14 protein-coding genes are annotated in these 19,364 nt (G+C 42.7%); 5 read left to right on the top strand and 9 right to left on the bottom strand.

Features of this window, described 5'->3' with window-relative positions; translation table 11 throughout:
* The first annotated feature begins 805 nt into the window (after positions 1-805).
* Positions 806-2,374 (top strand): alanine/glycine:cation symporter family protein, encoded by a 1,569-nt coding sequence (locus JMX18_RS12465; RefSeq protein WP_201588061.1) that lies wholly within the window; start codon positions 806-808, stop codon positions 2,372-2,374.
* A gap of 275 nt (positions 2,375-2,649) precedes the next feature.
* On the opposite strand, the gene JMX18_RS12460 is transcribed toward JMX18_RS12465, so the two are convergent.
* A complete protein-coding gene (locus JMX18_RS12460; RefSeq protein WP_201588060.1) occupies positions 2,650-3,264 on the bottom strand; it encodes a fasciclin domain-containing protein in 615 nt (204 codons plus the stop codon).
* A gap of 313 nt (positions 3,265-3,577) precedes the next feature.
* Positions 3,578-4,132, bottom strand: coding sequence for a fasciclin domain-containing protein (locus JMX18_RS12455; RefSeq protein ID WP_201588059.1), 555 nt, complete (start codon positions 4,130-4,132; stop codon positions 3,578-3,580).
* A gap of 539 nt (positions 4,133-4,671) precedes the next feature.
* On the opposite strand from JMX18_RS12455, the gene metH reads away from it, so the two are divergent.
* Positions 4,672-8,466, top strand: a complete 3,795-nt coding sequence (gene metH / locus JMX18_RS12450) for a methionine synthase (RefSeq protein ID WP_201588058.1) — start codon at positions 4,672-4,674, stop codon at positions 8,464-8,466.
* A gap of 192 nt (positions 8,467-8,658) precedes the next feature.
* Positions 8,659-9,588: a bile acid:sodium symporter family protein gene (locus tag JMX18_RS12445; protein WP_201588057.1), complete on the top strand. Its 930-nt coding sequence runs from the start codon at positions 8,659-8,661 to the stop codon at positions 9,586-9,588.
* A 246-nt stretch (positions 9,589-9,834) separates the two neighbouring features.
* Here JMX18_RS12445 and JMX18_RS12440 read toward each other — a convergent pair whose 3' ends face one another.
* The 7 genes from JMX18_RS12440 to JMX18_RS12410 all read right to left on the bottom strand — a co-directional run bounded on the left by JMX18_RS12440 (position 9,835) and on the right by JMX18_RS12410 (position 15,106).
* Positions 9,835-9,984: a transposase gene (locus JMX18_RS12440; protein ID WP_201588056.1), complete on the bottom strand. Its 150-nt coding sequence runs from the start codon at positions 9,982-9,984 to the stop codon at positions 9,835-9,837.
* 166 nt (positions 9,985-10,150) lie between these two features.
* Positions 10,151-10,291 (bottom strand): DUF2256 domain-containing protein, encoded by a 141-nt coding sequence (locus JMX18_RS12435; RefSeq protein WP_201588055.1) that lies wholly within the window; start codon positions 10,289-10,291, stop codon positions 10,151-10,153.
* Positions 10,292-10,532: 241 nt separating this feature from the next.
* On the bottom strand, positions 10,533-11,933 hold the full coding sequence (locus JMX18_RS12430) for a hypothetical protein (protein ID WP_201588054.1): 1,401 nt from the start codon (positions 11,931-11,933) through the stop codon (positions 10,533-10,535).
* 478 nt (positions 11,934-12,411) lie between these two features.
* Positions 12,412-13,080 (bottom strand): class I SAM-dependent methyltransferase, encoded by a 669-nt coding sequence (locus tag JMX18_RS12425; protein WP_201588053.1) that lies wholly within the window; start codon positions 13,078-13,080, stop codon positions 12,412-12,414.
* 137 nt (positions 13,081-13,217) lie between these two features.
* Entirely contained in the window at positions 13,218-13,358 is a 141-nt protein-coding gene (locus tag JMX18_RS12420) for a DUF2256 domain-containing protein (protein ID WP_201588052.1), read from the bottom strand.
* A gap of 32 nt (positions 13,359-13,390) precedes the next feature.
* Positions 13,391-14,365: a DUF5050 domain-containing protein gene (locus tag JMX18_RS12415; RefSeq protein ID WP_201588051.1), complete on the bottom strand. Its 975-nt coding sequence runs from the start codon at positions 14,363-14,365 to the stop codon at positions 13,391-13,393.
* A 246-nt stretch (positions 14,366-14,611) separates the two neighbouring features.
* Entirely contained in the window at positions 14,612-15,106 is a 495-nt protein-coding gene (locus JMX18_RS12410; protein WP_201588050.1) for an META domain-containing protein, read from the bottom strand.
* A gap of 489 nt (positions 15,107-15,595) precedes the next feature.
* Between JMX18_RS12410 and map the strand changes: the two genes are divergently transcribed.
* Both map and glnD read left to right on the top strand, forming a co-directional pair.
* The gene (map, locus tag JMX18_RS12405; protein ID WP_406947356.1) at positions 15,596-16,387 is read left to right on the top strand and encodes a type I methionyl aminopeptidase; all 792 of its coding nucleotides are present in this window, start codon (positions 15,596-15,598) and stop codon (positions 16,385-16,387) included.
* Between the two features lie 173 nt (positions 16,388-16,560).
* A complete protein-coding gene (gene glnD / locus JMX18_RS12400; RefSeq protein ID WP_201588049.1) occupies positions 16,561-19,308 on the top strand; it encodes a [protein-PII] uridylyltransferase in 2,748 nt (915 codons plus the stop codon).
* The last annotated feature ends 56 nt before the right edge of the window (positions 19,309-19,364 follow it).

Below are 19,364 nucleotides of genomic sequence, written 5' to 3'. Positions count from 1 at the left end.
TCTGGCTCTGTGCTAATAATGGCGATAACTTTAGCGTTTTACAATTCATCGTTACCAAAAAACAACCGCAAATTCTCACAGTAGTCATGCCCTGTTTGCTTAGGTCTTGTGGACAATAAGTAGAACAATAAAGGATACGATATGGCTTTATATGCCCGATCTAAAACTGAATTTAATTAAAATAAACCTACTTAAATTAAAGAAAAATCTAGTAATTACTACCAAACTGTGGCAAATTGCAGTTACGTAACCGTATGGTTTGCATACAATTGGTAGTTGATTTATTAATTATTAGGCATCTGCTAGCTAGGTATCGCTAATTATCAGCTTACTCTAGCCTATTAGCAGCTTAGATACTAGACAATCTGCCTATTAGCTGTTTATTAAGACCAAACTATAGCTAAAAACTCACTTTAAACCTATAGCATGAGCTTAACTAAACAATCCACTCCAAGCATCGATTACTGTTCATTAAAAGTTGTATGTTTCTAAGCGGTTAAGTAAGTATTCAATGATAAAAACTTGTTTTATCCGCTGGTTTATTCGTTATTTTACTCATCATTTACTAGATGATGTCATCATATCGCAGCAAAAAACAGCAAAAGGAATTGTGACCGCAGCTGATATCTATGTTAATAGTGGGCTTTATATTCAACGAGTATGGCGCCTTACTAATAATAAGCCAAGCGGATAAATACAGACAACTATAATCCATCCTCGGTAGTTAGATAGATATGAATACTGATTGCAATAACCGTACTCATATAAGCCCTAACTACTTTGAGACAGTACTAGGAATATTAATATGGAAGAGTACTTAGTAAAGTTTGTCGATGTAGCAAACGGACTTATTTGGAGCAATTGGTTAGTAGGATTATGTTTATTAGCAGGATTTTTTTATTCTGTTATGACGCGCTTCGTACAAGTGCGGCTGTTTAAAGAGATGCTTAGACTATTATTTAGAGGCAAACCTGATAACGATGGCATTTCATCCTTTCAGGCACTAGCCGTTTCCCTCGCTGGGCGCGTGGGTATGGGTAACATCGCTGGGGTCGCTGCTGCTATTGGTTTCGGTGGTCCAAGTGCGGTATTTTGGATGTGGGTAGTAGCTTTCTTAGGTGCATCTACTGCTTATGTGGAGTCCACCTTAGGTCAGATTTATAAAGAGCGCGATGTCGTCACCGGCGAATACCGTGGTGGTCCAGCTTATTACTTTGAGCGCGCGCTCGGTCAAAAGTGGTACGGTATTTTGTTTGCCATTGCTTCTATCATTGCTTGCGGGGTGTTCTTGCCCGGCGTACAAGCAAACGGGGTCATCAACGCCGTCGCTCAGGTAGCAGGCGAAGGCTCAGCCATGAGCTTTGCAGGTATGGAGACCGGTTCAACTCGCCTTATCGCTCTAGGTATTATCCTAGCAGTCTTAGGATTTATCATTTTTGGCGGCATCAAGCGTATTGCAACCTTTACAGAATACGCCGTTCCCTTTATGGCATTAGGCTATATTTTACTGGCTTTACTTATCATGTTTACTAACTTTAGTAAGATTCCAGAAGTGTTTGGAATGATCATTAGTGACATTTTTACTGCGCAAGCTGGTTTTGGTGCCGCTATCGGTTGGGGGGTGAAGCGTGGTATCTACTCCAATGAAGCCGGTCAAGGTACAGGCCCTCATGCTGCGGCTGCTGCCGCGGTAGATCATCCTGCTCAGCAGGGTTTGGTACAGGCGTTCTCAGTATACGTTGATACGCTATTAGTTTGTACTGCTACTGCCTTTATGATTTTATCTACCGGTATGTACAACATCCAAGGTGAGCTAGCAGACGGTCAGTTCCTTGTTCAAAACGTAGCGGCAGATATTGAGATCAACTCGCCCTCCTTTACTCAGATGGCGATGGAATCAGTTTATGGTACTTTTGGTAATACCTTTATTGCCGTAGCGGTATTCTTCTTCGCCTTTACGACTATCTTGGCCTACTACTATATCGCTGAGGTTAATATCTCCTACCTAACCCGCTCTATGGGTAAAGGCGCTAGTAAAGCGGGTCAGTTCATTGTCAAGTTAATTATTATGTTTATGGTGGCTTATGGCGCACTTAATAGCTCAGGTTATATCTGGGGCCTTGGCGATGTTGGCGTTGGTCTGATGGCATGGCTTAATATTGTCGGTATTATCATCATCTTCTTTGTAGCACGTCCAGCTATCGATATCTTGCGCGATTATGAGGCACAGCTCAAAGCGGGTGGCGGCACCAGTTACAAGAGATTTACTTTCGATCCTAAGAAGTTTGGTGTTAAAAATGCCACTTACTGGGAAGAGCGTCATTTGCAAGAGCAAGAATTGCTTAAGCAAGAAGCCCTGCGTAAAGAGCCTTGATAATTTATTGCTGTAAGTGATAGGTTGTTTAATACTTATAATTAATTAATACTTGTAATGAAAACCCCCGAAATTTTATATCTTGGGGGTTTTTACGATTAAGGCTTTACAGTTTTTTGCTCCTAAGTTATTTAAGCTAATACTAGAAAGCTATCGTTAATCAACCTTTACGACGCCTGTACCTTAGATAGTATTTTAGATATAAAAAGGCCTAGCATTAATAGCTAGGCCTTTTGTTTGACTATAAGAATATCAATGATTGGATCAAAATACGTTTACTGTGGCAATAATACGGTATCGATAACGTGAACAACGCCATTGGTTGCTACCATATCTGGAGCAGTAATATTAGCCGTACCACCATTAGCGCCAGTGATAACGTTTGCATCACTAATGTTAAATGCTGCACCGTTAACGGTAGTAATATCATTACCATAAGGGATATCAGCAGCCATTACTGTAGTATCAGGTACCACATGGTAAGTAAGAACACTGGTTAGTAAATCTTTATCGGCTAGTAGCTCTTCTTGAGTCACGCCAAGCGTAGCTAGCAAGTCTTCAAAAGCGGCATTATTTGGCGCAAATACTGTGAATTGGCCATCTGTTGCTAGTGTTTGATCCAATCCAGCCGCCTGTAGAGCTGCAACTAGAGTTGATAAATCAGGGTTGCTAGCAGCCATTTCAGTGATATTTTGCGTAGCAACTACTTCAGTATCAACCATAGGATCAGTTTCGACCATTGGCTCTGCTTCAACTGCAGTTTCATCAACAACAACATCAGGAGTGGTTTCAGTCTCAACCGGATCAACGACTGTTTCTGTATCATTACAGGCTACTAAAGTAATAGCACTGGTTGCAATTGCTAGAGATAATAAAGTCTTTTTTAACATGGTTACATCCTTGGAGATAAATATCAGTAGAACTTTCTACTTGACGAATAAGATAGTTTAAAACTAGAAGTGTTTAACAAAAAACAAAAGATAACTGTCGTTAATTGAGCTGTTGTGAAAAATTAATTGAACGCTTAGAGTTTAATGGTGACTCAACAGTAGGCAAATAGACCTAGCTTATTGTCTTACTTTACCCTAATAGATCCCGTTCACCTTAATTATCAGCTAATATGATCCATTCTTATAGTGTTGATTCGTAATAAGCGTTTTTTTATGGTAACTGCTACCCATAACCTCCGAGATCAATAGGTGCTTATTGTGGTAAGAGCACTTTATCAATGACGTGCACTACACCATTACTAGCGGCTATATCGGTTTTGATAATATTAGCTGTACGACCACTTTCATCCATTAGCGTTTTTTGCGGCGTAACTGTCAAGACATCTTTGCTTAGCATAGCTATCTTACCGGGTCTAACGTCTTTAGCATAAATGGGGGCATTAGCATTAATGACATGGTAGCTTAAAATTTTAGTCAATAAGGTCTTATTAGCAAACAACTGCGCTTTGGTCATGCCTGTTTCTTGCAGTGCTTGAGCAAAGGCGGCATTGGTAGGTGCCAGTATAGTGTAGTTCGCATTGGGGTTGGACAGTGTGCCTACTAATCTTGCAGCCTGTACCGCTTCGACCAACACTGAGAAACTAGCATCGCTCTGTGCCACTTGCACCACGTTCATTTTTGCCATAGATTGGCTAGTTACAGGTGCTTTTGCCATTGGGCTTTTGGCTGGCATCATATTATTACAGGCACTTAAGCCCACTAATGAAATAGCAAGAATACCGATTGTCGCCATTTTGGTAATTTTCATGTTCACATCCTTTTTGATGAAATAGTTATGATGAAAGATAAATTATAAAAATCCATTTCATAATACTGGCGTTTATAACTAAGACGATATGGTATTTAGGCTATTAGAACTATGCTAAAGACCACATCTAAGACCAACTATGAGCTAAAAATCAATATAAACTTAAAGCTTTTATATCTATAATTTCTATACTCAGCCTAGTAAATACCCTTACTAATAAAACCCTTACTAATAAATAAGTAATACTTATTAAAATGCATGCCTTATGAAATTAAATTAACATATAAACTTAAACTTCCACTTTGCTTTTGCGCTACTTTTTGTAATAACATTGTAAGTCCTGATAATTTATTAGAAAATAAAATCTCTATCTATAATTTTAGTATAGGTTAGTTTTAATACACAGCTGACCATTCAAGACCATTACCTAGACTACTGCATGGACCGTGTGCATTCCATGTTAAAATGTGACAAATTGACGCCTGTTGTTTCGACCTTATATATTCCTTTACCCTATAAACAATATAAGTAGTACTTCCATGACTTCACAGACCACCTCAACGACGAATTCAGCGTCTAACTCTCACGCTGATAATGACTTTATCCTAAGCCCACCCGCTATCTTTCCTTTTAAGGAAAATCAATTAACAGCACGTGCACGTATTGTTGAGCAGATGAAGGCACGAATTCTGATGCTTGATGGAGCGATGGGTACCCACATCCAAAATTATAAGCTGGAAGAAGCCGATTATCGCGGTGAGCGCTTTGCTGATATCGAACAGGATGTGCGTGGTAATAATGACTTGCTAGTCCTTACTCAGCCGCAAATGATTAAGGATATTCATTTGGCGCACCTTGAGGCTGGCGCAGATATCATTGAGACTAATACCTTTAACGGTACACGGCTGTCGATGTCTGACTATAATATGCAGTATTTGGTGCCGGAGCTGAACAAGACCGCGGCTAAGATTGCCCGTGAAGCGGCTGATGAGTTTACCGCGCAAAATCCAAACAAACCACGCTTTGTCGCTGGCGTTATCGGACCAACCTCACGTACCTGCTCGCTGTCACCTGATGTCAACGACCCTGCTTTTCGTAATATTACCTTTGATGAGCTGGTGCTTAACTATCGTGAAGCTACACTAGCGCTGATTGAAGGCGGCGTCGATATCATCTTGATTGAGACCATTTTTGATACTCTAAACGCCAAAGCGGCGATATTTGCCATCACTGGGGTATTCGAAGATATTGGTTTTGAGCTGCCTATTATGATATCAGGCACCATTACTGATGCCTCAGGACGTACGCTATCAGGGCAAACTGCTGAAGCCTTTTATAACTCGATTCGCCATGCCGAACCGCTGTCGGTGGGTTTTAACTGTGCACTTGGCGCTGATGCGCTACGTCCACATATCCAAACGCTGTCTAATATTGCTAATACCTTTGTCTCTGCCCATCCAAACGCCGGTCTGCCCAATGAGTTTGGTGAATACGATGAAACGGCTGAGGAAACCACGGCGCTGCTAGAGGGTTTTGCTAAAGCAGGAATATTAAACATCGTTGGCGGCTGCTGCGGCACCACCCCTGAACATATTCGCCAAATTGCCAATATGGTCGCCAACTATGCGCCGCGCCAGATTCCAGAGATTGCGACTGCCTGCCGTTTATCCGGGCTTGAACCCTTTAACATCACCGTTGATAGTTTATTCGTCAACGTCGGCGAGCGTACTAACGTTACTGGCTCTAAAAAGTTCTTACGCTTAATCAAAACCGAAGCCTATACCGAGGCGCTAGACGTCGCCCGTGACCAAGTCGAAGGCGGCGCGCAAATCGTCGATATCAACATGGATGAGGGCATGCTCGACTCTGAGCAGGCGATGATTCATTTCGTCAATCTGGTCTCGGGTGAGCCAGATATCAGCCGAGTACCACTGATGATTGACTCCTCCAAGTGGGAGATTATCCAAGCAGGTCTTAAGCGCACACAAGGTAAATGCGTAGTCAACTCTATCTCCTTAAAAGAAGGTTATGATGAGTTTGTCGAGCGTGCCAAGCTTTGTAGACGTTACGGTGCAGCGATTATGGTAATGGCTTTTGATGAAGACGGTCAGGCCGACACTTATGAGCGCAAAATTGAGATTTGCCAGCGCAGTTATGACATTTTGGTCGATGAAGTTGGCTTCCCTAGTGAAGACATTATCTTTGACCCCAATATCTTCGCCGTCGCCACCGGTATCACCGAGCATAATAATTATGGTGCGGACTTTATCAATGCCACGCGCTGGATAACCGAAAACCTGCCCAATGCTATGGTCTCAGGCGGGGTCTCTAACGTCTCCTTTAGCTTCCGGGGCAACCCCATTCGGGAAGCCATTAACTCGGTATTTTTATACCACGCCATTAAGAACGGCTTGACCATGGGTATCGTCAACCCTTCTATGCTGGAGATATACGACGATATTCCCAGGGAAGCGCGCGACGCCATCGAAGACGTCATGCTCAATCGCAATCAAGGCGAGAGCGGTCAAGACGCTACCGAACGCTTGATGACTATCGCTGAAAACTTCCAATCTGATGGTAAGAAAAAAGATAGTGGAGCTGATCTAGCATGGCGCGAGGAATCGGTCGAGAAGCGCATCGAGCACGCCCTAGTGAAAGGTATAACCACCTATATCGATGCCGACACCAAGGAAGCTTGGGAGAAATATCCTAAACCGCTGGACGTCATCGAAGGGCCACTAATGGATGGGATGAACGTGGTCGGCGACCTATTTGGCGCAGGCAAAATGTTCTTACCGCAAGTGGTCAAATCCGCTCGCGTAATGAAGCAGTCGGTTGCGTGGCTCAATCCGTACATTGAAGCGGAAAAAGTTGAGGGCGAAGCTAAAGGTAAGATCCTATTGGCAACGGTCAAAGGCGACGTCCACGATATCGGCAAAAATATCGTCGGCGTGGTACTCGGCTGTAACGGCTACGATATCCTCGACTTGGGGGTGATGGTACCCTGTGAGAAAATCCTCGATACTGCTATTGAGGAAAAAGTCGATATCATCGGGTTGTCAGGACTGATTACCCCAAGCCTTGATGAGATGGTCTATGTCGCCAAGCAAATGCAAGAGCGCGGTATGACCTTACCTCTAATGATTGGCGGTGCCACTACTTCAAAAGCCCATACTGCGGTCAAAATCGAACCCAACTATCAAAACGATGGGGTCATTTATGTCACCGATGCGTCACGCTCGGTGGGTGTAGTCACTAAGCTACTATCCAAAGAAAACCGTCAAGCACTTATCGACGAAACCCGTAGTGAGTACATAAAGGTACGTGAGCGCCTTGCTAATCGCAAACCTAAAGCACCTAAGCTTTCTTACGCCCAATCCATCGAGCTTGGCTTTCAGTTTGATTGGGACAACTATGTACCGCCTACGCCTAATCAACTCGGGCAAGTAGTGTTTGAAGACTATGCCATTGATAATTTAATACCCTATATAGATTGGACGCCGTTCTTTATCTCGTGGGGACTGGTCGGCAAATATCCCAAAATATTCGATGATAAAGTAGTTGGCGAAGAGGCCAAAGACTTATTTGGCAATGCGCAAGAGCTCATGCGTAAGCTTATCGATGAAAAACTAGTAACGGCAAAAGGGGTGTTTAAAATCATGCCGGCTCGCCGCACCGATAGCGATACCATCACCGTCTACGATAAAGCGCCTGAGGATGGCGGACAGCCCACTCATACCTTTGAACATCTGCGCCAACAGTCAGACAAAGCTAGTGGCAAGCCTAACTTTAGCTTGGCCGATTTCATCTCACCATCAGAGCAGCACACCGATTATTTGGGCGGCTTTACCGTCTCTATGGAAGGTGCGCAAGAATTGTCGGATAAGTATAAAGAAGCCGGCGACGACTATAATGCCATCATGGTACAAGCGCTATGCGACCGCTTAGCCGAAGCCTTTGCCGAGCATTTGCATGAGCTGATTCGTAAAGACTACTGGGGCTATCAGGCTGATGAAACCCTCACTAATGACGAGCTAATCAAAGAAAAATACGTCGGCATCCGCCCGGCTCCAGGCTACCCTGCCTGTCCTGAACATACTGAAAAAGGCAAACTGTTCGATTGGCTCGGTACGGTTGACGCTATTGGCACCACGCTCACCGAGAGCTTTGCGATGTGGCCGGCCTCCTCAGTCAGTGGATTTTATTACTCGCATCCAGACAGTGAGTATTTCAACGTCGGTAAAATCGACCGCGACCAGTTGGAGGATTATGCCAAACGTAAGGATTGGGATATCAAGACGGCTGAGAAGTGGTTGAATCCGAATTTGGGTTAGGTTATGATTTTTACTCAACTGGTCAATATTTTTAGCGTACTAATTTGATATCAGTGCGCTATTTTTTTATAGAATCATCAACTATTTTAAACAAACAAACTTATTGCAATCTTGCCCACAAAACAATTTTATCATTCCTTATTAAAATACGTGCTAGATTACTGCCTACTATAATTATAGAGAAGAAATGTTATGAATCAACTTGCTTTACTTTCAAGCTGGGTTGGTAAAACTTTTGCGGTTTGGGCATTGGTCAGCGCGGTTTTAGGCTTTATATTTCCTGAATTCTTCGCTTCATTGGCTTTTTTAATTGTGCCGATACTTGGCATCATTATGTTTGGTATGGGCATGACCCTTAAAACTGAAGACTTTTTAGAAATTATAAAGCGACCAAAACCTGTACTTGTAGGGCTATTAGCACAATTCACTCTTATGCCGCTAATAGCCTACTTACTAACGGTAGTATTTAATCTCGACCCTTTAATAGCTGTTGGGGTTATTTTGGTGGGTTGTTGTCCTGGGGGTACCTCTAGTAATGTGATTACCTTTTTGGCTAAAGGCGATGTGGCGCTAAGTGTTTCGATTACTTCCATATCCACGCTGCTTGCGCCCTTCTTAACCCCTATATTATTAAATCTATTTGCTGGTCAGCTGATCGATATTGATTTAGTCAGCATGATGATAACAATTACTAAAATAGTTATCTTACCCATATTACTAGGTATCGTTGTTCATAAACTTCTTGGTAAGAAAATAGAATTTGCCATCAGTGTGCTACCTATGATTTCAGTATTAGGTATCTCAATTATTATAGCTGCTGTCGTCGCTGTTTCTAAGGCTACTATTTTAGATAGTGGCGTCATCGTCTTTATCGTCGTGGCGTTGCATAATATGATTGGTTATAGCTTAGGGTATTTCATTGCTCGCTTCTTAGGTTTTACTGAAATGCAAAGACGCGCCATTATGATTGAAGTGGGCATGCAAAACTCTGGTCTTGGTGCTGCTCTTGCCGCGACTTATTTTAATCCTGTCGCCGCCCTGCCAAGTGCAATATTTAGCGTCTGGCATAACTTTAGTGGTGCATTGGTTGCTAATCTCTTTGCTAAGCGGGATGGGTTGTAGGGCTGGGATATAAAGACGGCTGAGAAGTGATTGGATCCGAATTTGTAGGTTTGGTTTTTGGTTAGAGCTTTCTAGAGAAATATTTGATGCGGGATTGGTTGCTTAGGTAGCCATTCCCGCTATCCGCTTCTATCTTGGCTCACATATGAGGAGGGATTGAGTAAAGCATTGCTTCACCCCTATGCAAGAAAAAATCTGAGATTTTTTTGAGTGCTAAACCTTGAGTTGGTGCAACGCCTTTCTACTCTAGTCGATACTTACGTACCAGTTGTCTAAAGTGGAAGCATCGATCCCTAGCGACTCGGCTACTTCTGCAATCTTGCGCTTGTGATCAATCACCAAACTGACAACTTCTAATTTGAATTCTCGGGTGTATTCTCTTCGTTTAGTAGTCATACTAGTCATCCCTCTTTGAGTTAGTATAACCTCTTATATGCTGTCCAATTTTATTATGCTACTAAAAACTCACCTTCCCAAGGGTTTTTGATAAAATCAAAGTTGCGTAAGGCGGGTTACGCCTTATCTGCATTCTCTGCGAGGATTTGACTAGGCTAACACCACCCTACTTCTTTTTCGTCCGTCGACAGCGCTCCGAACAATAAATCACTTGCTCCCAATCCTTTTCCCACTTTTTGCGCCAGGTAAAGAGTCGCTGGCAGACGGGGCATGTTTTCTCAGGTAGATTTTGTTTTTTGTGTGCCATAATTTTTTTTGTTTAGTATATAGAGCTGGGCTAAAGCCATACCCTACGTCAAAATTTTGATGTTATATGATGTCACCTTTAGCCTTAATAATAGCGGCTCTACAGTTTGAAATTCAAATTACTTTAACGCGATTTAACTACTGGTTCAAAAAAACGCTTCACATCTTGAGAAGCGTCTCATTAAAAAATATGTCGATTATTAAATTTAACCATATCAAGCTATCAGAAACAGTCAATATAATTACTTTTCAGGAGGTGTGAATAGCATGTCATCAAGCATACGGCCAAGAATCGTCTGTACGAAAGCATTATGTGTCCCATTTATACTACGATTTTTCTCAGCTTCACTATGATCAATTAAGCTATTATCTACCTGAAAATTCCACATATATCCTAAATTCCTTTCTGTAATCTTCTTTGAGTTGTGGTACAAAGGTCTTAAAGTTGTTGTGTAGTAACGATACTTCTCGTTTGTGTATAGTTCATTCACATATAAATGACGTGTGCCACATACAACATTTTCATCAACTCGTAAAGGTATCTTAAACCAAGGTTTATTGTCTTTTAATATTTGTTCTGGATCTTCGAATTTACACTCACTCAAGTCTATATTATCATCGTCTTCGGACTTGGGGCCTGTTATACCTTCATTAGAAGTAACCCAATGAGAAAGGTAAGGTATATGATGTCCTATAGTTTCACTTATTCCTGCATGAGGCTTATCAGTAAGGTCTTGCAAGAGAATTGGAGCTCTTACAAAAGTCTTTGAGGTACTAACATCATCTTCAGAAGTTAAATTTATCCAGAGAGGACGTTGTAGATCTGACCCAAGTCCAGGCATATCTTTATATATCTCATCAAATGCATCTGCACCTATTGCTGGATTCAAATTAACCAATAATGATCGTCTTCCTAAAGGCCAGTCATCAATAGATTTGATATTGGCTAGGTCCTCCATGAACGCTCGAGACAATAACCTACCCCCGAAAGAGTGTCCCATAATAAGTGAATAACCGGAATGAGTACTTTTTTGAACGTGATTAGTTAGAGATACAAGATCATCACGTACCTCTCCATAGTTGCCAATGACATCCGCGGCACGAGCTCTGTTCAGGGGGGTTAAAACGGTTAATGGAAGATGTTTATATTTAGCGCCACGCCAACCAACATAGACTCCAATGACATTCATATCAGGCTTCTGAAAACTGCGACGAGCGAGTAGATAAGGAAAGGCGGCTGTATCAAAACTTGTTTTCGTTCCAATGGTGTTTGCATTATTATGCCAGCCATGAACATAAACGACCAAGTAAACTGGCTTATCAGAAGCATCTATAGCACGCTTGATGATATCTAACTGTCTATTGCCTTCGAATTTCTGACCACTTTCTCTATATTCCAAATAAGATAAGCTAAAAGACGTTTTATCAATTTTATCTCTATCATTTTTATTCACTTCACTACTTTTAAAGGCCGACCATCCATTTTTAATCACCATATTAGTAATAGGTTTGATATATGAATCTAATTCCGCTACGGAACAAGTATTTTTGTTAGCACAGTCAATTTTACGATAGGCCTGATCAGGTATAGTCGCACAAGAACTTAGAAATAAGCAGCAAAAACAAGAAAATATGTATTTCATAATAAACATCCTTGTATTTATTTTACTGACATAAATTATAAGTTCCTCGTAATACAGTAAGTTATATCAGATATAGAAAAAGAACCTATAAAAATAATTCATACAATTATCCATGTACGATATTTTTATATTACATGAAAACTATAGCAATAAAAAGAAGATATCTGTTTACTTAAACTAAACATTAACGTTCTATACCTCTATTTTAAATCATATATTTTCGATGCTACGAACAATAAATCATCTACTCCCAATCTTTTTCCGATTTACTACGCCATATTAATGAACGCTGACAGACTAGACCGTTTTTTACGGTAGGTTTGCTTATTTGTGCGTCATGGCTTTCCTTGTGTCGGATATAGAACTAGGCTAAAGCTAGAGCCTACCTCACATATTAAATGTTATAGGGTGTGCTTCATGCACCTTTAAAAGTGACAATTTATAAATTGGTGCGCTGGGCGCACCCTACCTCAAGTTGTTAATCCAAGATAGCAGGCGTCGCCTCGCCCCAATAGTGATAACCCACGATATTGACGCTGTGAGTGAATCCTTGCTGACCCGCTACCTCAAACCCCGCCTGCGCTATCAGCTTTTCGATATTTCTATCCAGATGACAGCCGCCCGCTATCGGCTTCCATGCTGGGGTGATGAGCTGTTGGATTTTGCGCGCCCATTTGGGCTGCGGCGCTAAGCCGTGCTCGGCATAATATAGGGTGCCAGTAGGTTTGAGCACGCGTCTCATCTCATGTAGCGCTTGAATAGGATTAGGGATAGAGCATAGGGTAAAGGTCATGACGACACTGTCAACGCTATTGTCCTCAAGGGGTAGCGTCTCGGCGGACAGCGGCTGCGAGATAAAGTCGATGCCTGCGGTGGCAAAACGCTGGGCTGCCGATGGATGCAGGTGGGGATCGACGCCTATCACTTGTTTGACGGTTTGTGGGTTATAAAATCCAGCATTAAGCCCGCTGCCAACACCGACCTCTAACACTATGCCGCGAGCTTTTGGGACGACCAGCGCTCTTTGCTCGCTCACAACGTCTAATGCGCAGGCTTTGTCGATTAAGACAGGCAGGACTTTATTATTGTAGAGGCTTTTGAGAGTTGGTAATTTGAAGAACGTTTTTGAGGTCGGCTTTGAGGTCATGGCGGTCTCGGTGGGGTTGGTTGTAGTGTTGGGTGGATTAGTAACCCAAACCCAGTATTTAAATTTAGTATATATCTAAATGGTGGGTTACGCCTTGTATGCATTCTCTACGAGAATTTCACAAGTCTAACACCACCCTACTTCTTTTTCGTCCGTCGACAGCGCTCCGAACAATAAATCACTTGCTCCCAATCTTTCTCCCACTTTTTGCGCCATGTGAAAGGTCGCTCGCAGACGGGGCAGGTTTTCTGTGGTAGGTTTTGTTTTTTGTGTGCCATGATAAATATCCTTAAAATTGAAAAACAACTATTTATCGCCCCCACACTGGCGAGCGTACTATCCCGCCAGCCTTACTACTAATGGTATAACTACTGCCATTAGCTAATGAACGGATAACTAAACTGCTGCCCACTTGACCGTTGATTTTACTATTTTGCATAGGATAGATGGCGTACCGCCCAGAAGGTGAAAATCTAGCGGGTTCATCAAGTCCCGTTTCGGCGAGATTGACCACTTGCCCCGTAGCAAGGGTCATGACTGCCGCTTGTCGACCGTTTAGATAGCCCAAACGCTGACCATCAATACTAAGCTGCGGGCTGGCAGCATAACCGGAAGTGGCGATACGCGTCGCCTGACCAGTGGCAAAATTATAACGATAAAGCCGTGGATTGTTTGCTCGTGTTTTATCACTGACATAGACAAAGCTTTGGCCGTCGCTAGCATAGCTTGGTTGCACTTCAGTACTGGGCAAGGTGGTTAGCTGACGGGTACTGCCATTATCCAAGCGCATCTCATAAATATCAGCATTGCCGCTGACGGTCGAGCTGTAGAGTAGCTTTTGCCCGTCGGGTGAGAATGAGGCGGACAAATTCCCGCCATTAACATTGACGATTAAATTACGAGCTGCGCTTTTGCTATCATAAATATAAATCTTCGGATGCTGTCTGGGCGCTTGCTTACTATAAGCCAAGAGCTTGCCATCAGCTGACCATGCTGGCGCGTAGATATAACCGTTCAGCTGATCTATCATTTGTCTATCGCTACCATCGGGACGGATACTATAGAGCGTGGATATCTTTGCGCTACCAGCGCCTTGCTCCTCCACGTAAGCGATGCGTCCTTGTCGATCTATCATCGGCATAGTAGCAGTCAGTGGATTGCTAATCATAGGAGCTGACATAGGTGTAGTCGAACTAGGCAAGCTCTGACAACCGGCTAGCACTAAGCCAGCGGTTAGTATCAGGGTATGCCTAATCGCGCGCATAGTTATGGTAGGTTTTGACATAAAGTAGACTCTCATGAAATGTTATAGAGGTAGATTATAGATATAACTGAGCGAAATTTTGTGGCATACCCTGTGCTAAATACTCTCTAGTGTAGCCTAAACCAAGATAAAACTTTAGACAAAAAAATACCCCACTTTATAGTGAGGTATCAGTTGCTAAGTATATTTAGGTATAAGTCAATTCATTAAACATCAGCCACTATAGACCTTGAATCTATAAACGCTTTGAATCTATAGACCTTTACTTTATTTAGCGACGCCTTTGAAATGAGCCACTTGGTTGTCATTTTTAATAGTTAAGATAGGCGTATTATTGGCATTCTGACCCAAGCTATATTTGCCTTGGATGGTTGCTACAGTAGCGGTGTCAAAGCTGGCCTCCGGCTCAGGGCATTGCTTCATAGTACTCATCACATTGTTGAGCACCACATCACCGTTGACGATATTGTATTCAGCGCCAATATTGTTACAGGTATTCATAAATGATACACGCTGTGAGCCATTATCTTCAAAGAACTTAAGCGTTAAAGGTTTAGCCGGATCATAGAATAGTTGAGTAATCTTTTGCCCGTTAGTAAGCTTAGCATCCACTAGCTGCCAATTATAAGCCTGTAATGCAGTGGTAGTTAGAGGCTGGGTAACCGCCGCTGGAGGGTTGACGTTTGGCGTAGTTTGGCAACCAGCAGCTAACGCACCTACTGCTAAAGTACCGGCCATCATAAGTTTAGTCATGTTTTTCATAAGAGCTCCTAAAATTATTGGAAAAATGAATCATTAGTTTAAAGAGTAAACTAATGATCAAATAGAACTAGAAAGTATTATTGATGCTTGTTGAGATTTATTGGTTATTATACTTCTGCATATTACATTTACTTTTACTAATACACTTACTGGTCTAAACTTTTTACTATTAATTTAAACTACAGTTCTATGTAAGATACATCATAAGACCATATCACTCAATTGTCATCCTCGGTTATGTATAACCTTAGGTCAGAGTTTGTTTTTCTGTATAGGTATTTTGCTATCAGCCCTTGCTAATTAATTACTGAACTGGTTTTTATTGATAATTAAGCAGTATTAACCTCTATTTGGTTAAAGGTAAGGCTGAAAATGTCAATGACCACAAAAACCGATGCCTGCTATTGGTTATAGCAAAACTGAGAGCGCTTCATTTATGATATAATCTACCTCACATTTATTTTATAACAAACTATAAGTACAATGATGATGACTAAAAAATCCCTTATCCAATCCCCTGAAGCCATAGAAAAAATGCGCGTAGCTGGCAAGCTTGCCAGTGATGTCCTAGTCATGCTCGATGAGCATGTCAAAGTTGGCGTGAGCACTGAAGCATTGAATCAAATTGCGCATGACTATATTGTCAATGAGCAACAAGCTATCCCTGCGCCGCTCAATTATAATGGCTTCCCAAAATCAATCTGTACCTCGGTTAACCATGTGGTTTGCCATGGTATTCCTACTGAAAATAAACTCCTCAAAGATGGCGACATTATCAATATCGATGTGACGGTCATTAAGGATGGTTATTACGGCGATACCTCCAAGATGTGGATCGTCGGTGAAGGCTCCATTATGGCCAAGCGCATCTGCGATGTGGCACAAAAAGCACTTTACGCTGGGATGAGCGTGGTCAAAGATGGCGCACGCTTGGGTGATATCGGAGCAGCTATTCAAGAAGTAGTCGAGCCTGAGCGCTTTAGTATCGTGCGCGAGTTCTGTGGCCACGGTATTAGTAACACTTTCCATCACGAGCCTCAAGTTATGCATTATGGCAAAAAAGGCACGGGAATGGAGCTCAAAACCGGTATGACTTTCACCATTGAGCCGATGATCAATCAAGGGGTATGGCAGACCAAGATTCTACCCGATGAATGGACGGCTATTACCAAAGATCGTAAGCTATCTGCCCAGTGGGAGCATACGATGGTGGTGACTGATAATGGCTGTGAAGTATTTACCACGCGCCCCGAAGAAGATTTAAGCTTTTTAACTCAGTAACATTATCGAAGATCGCTTAGGCGGTCTTTTTTTTGGTGATTAATTGTCGATTTGACTAAAGGTTTTGCTACCTTATTACTGACTCATCTATACAAGCGTTATATTGCGTTTACTAACTGCTTGGCTATATACTTTTTAACGTTTTTATTCTAAATTTTTATTGGATAACGTTCATGTTCACTTGCGATGTCGACTCCATCTATATTACTCCGCTGCCGTTATTACCCACAGCACCGATAGCTGTCTCGTCAGGAGCTACTACCGAACCGTCCATGCTAGATATCTCCAAATGGCTGTTGCAAGTCAATGATGACATTAGCCGAGCGCTTGATCGGGGCGTAAACATTCGCCAGCTGGTCGCTGCTCGTGCCGACGCTATTGATGAATTATTAATAGCGCTGTTTAAGTGGTTTGAGTTAGATAAAACCAAGCTCGCTCTATTTGCTACCGGTGGCTACGGCCGTGGTGAGCTGTCATTATTTTCCGATGTCGATATATTGCTGCTGAGTACTAATGCTATCGATACTGCGGTTAGCGCCAAGCTTGATAGTTTGGTAGCGCTGTTGTGGGATATAGGTCTAGAGCCGGCATTGTCTGTACGTACGACTGCTGAGAGCCTAGAGGCGGCACGTGACCATACGGTTGCTACCGCTCTACTCGAAGCCCGACTACTGACGGGCAACGAAGCTCTACAAGCAATCCCGCAAAAGATCGTCAATAAACAATGGTCGCCAAAAGACTTTTATGAGATCAAGATAAGCGAAGCTAAAGCCCGTTACCTACGTCATAATGCTACTGAGTATAACCTTGAGCCTAATATCAAGACCTCACCTGGCGGGCTACGTGATATTCATATCGTTGGCTGGGTGACCAAACGCTACTTTCGAGTCAGTAAGCTCTATGACTTGGTACAGCAGAACTTTGTGACTGAAAAAGAGTTTGATGAATTAAGTTTTGCTGAAGGCTATCTATGGCAGATTCGTCATCATTTGCATGAGCTGACCGGTCGCAATGAGAATCGGTTATTATTTGATTATCAGCGTGAGATTGCCCAGCGTATGGGCTATGAGTCGCAGCCTGATGATGCGCCTACTGCTGCGGTTGAGCGCTTTATGCGTGACTATTATCGCTGTGCTATGCAGATATCGACCCTGTCTGAGATGCTGACCAACCATTATTATGAGACCATTATCGAGCCTGAGCTACCAGAGAGCGAGCTCCCCAAAAAGCGCCCTATTAATGCCCACTTTAATCAAATTGGTGAGCAAATAGCCATGGCTCACCACCGAGTTTTTGCCCAAAACCCTGAGGCCATCTTGGAGATGTTCTTATTGATGGGGCAATACGGCATCAAACAAGTGCGTACTCGGACCCTACGTGCGCTAAAGATTGCAGCTCGCGGTATCGATCAGGCCTATCGTGATAACCCTGAGCATCAAGCGTTGTTTTTGGCTAATCTAAAAGAACAGAACTATCTATTTCATCGCTTGCGTACTATGAACCGTTACGGGGTCTTGGGTAATTATATTCCGGCTTTTGCGCAAGTGACCGGCATGATGCAGTACGATTTATTCCATCGTTATACGGTTGATGCGCATACTTTGTTTTTGATTCGCATTTTACATCGCTTTACCGATCCCGAGTATCGTCAAGACTTCCCCTTGGTTAGTGCTATTTTTCAACGTATTGAGCGTAAAGAGATTATCGTATTGGCTGCTATGTTCCATGATATTGCTAAAGGGCGCGGCGGCAATCATAGCGAGCTGGGTGAGACCGAAGCGATTGAGTTTTGTTTGACTCATGGTATGAGTAAAGCCGACGCTCACCTAGTAGGCTGGCTAACTCGCTATCATTTACTGATGTCGATGACGGCACAAAAAAAGGATATTGCCGACCCAGAAGTGGTGACTCATTTCGCCAATCTAGTGGGTAATGTTACTCATCTTAATCATCTGTATGTGCTAACCGTCGCCGATATGAACGCCACCAACCCACAGCTATGGAACAGTTGGCGAGCTACGCTCATGAAGCAGTTGTATTCACAGACGCGCCGTATCTTGCGTGCTGATATCGATGCGCCTACTAACCGCCAAGATATGATTGCAGCCACTCGCCAACAGGCAGTTGCGATGCTAGATAACGTTGATAATCAGCATATGAACCGTGATGAGGTCCTCAGACTGTGGGATGATTTGGGCGATGAATACTTTTTGCGGGAAATCCCAGAAGACATCTTATGGCATACCGAAGCGATTCTCAATCATCCACCTATTGGAGGCGCATCCAACGCAGATAGCGCGCCATTAGTGGTACTACGTGAGCATCGAGAGTTGGCCTTGGATGCAGTACAAGTATTCATTTATACTCAAAATCAGACTAATTTGTTTGCGGTAACCATGGCCGTATTCGATCAGATGAATCTAGACGTTTTGGATGCGCGTATTATTACCGCAACTCGCAATTTTGCATTAGATTCTTATGTGCTGCTTGATCGTAGTGGCACTTTACTGGTGGATGAAGACAGTCAACAAGAGCTTAAGCAACGTCTCATTAACGCCTTCAAGAACCCCACTATTCCAAAGATTACCTACAAGCGACTACCGCGGCAGCTTAAAAACTTTGAGGTGGAAACTACGATCAATTTTGAGTTTAATGAAGCTTCCGATCAGCACATCATGAGTTTGCAGACGCTGGATCAGCCTGGCCTACTTGCTCGTGTGGGACAAGTGTTTTTACAACAAAAGATTGAGGTGCATGCCGCACGGATTACTACTCTAGGTGAACGTGCAGAAGATATGTTCTATATCAGCGACCAAAACGATGAGCCCCTATCTATCGACCGATTAGAGGCTCTCAAACAAGCATTGATTGCCAGTTTAAGTGTCCGTAATGACTTACTTAATGAGCATAACCATGCTTAAATACTGTTAATCAAAAGAGATTAGTTAAAATAGGCTAGTTAAAAGGTACTAGTTAA

Source organism: Psychrobacter jeotgali (assembly GCF_904846315.1).
GTDB classification, from domain to species: domain Bacteria; phylum Pseudomonadota; class Gammaproteobacteria; order Pseudomonadales; family Moraxellaceae; genus Psychrobacter; species Psychrobacter jeotgali.
This window is presented reverse-complemented; position numbering and strand designations above follow the sequence as displayed.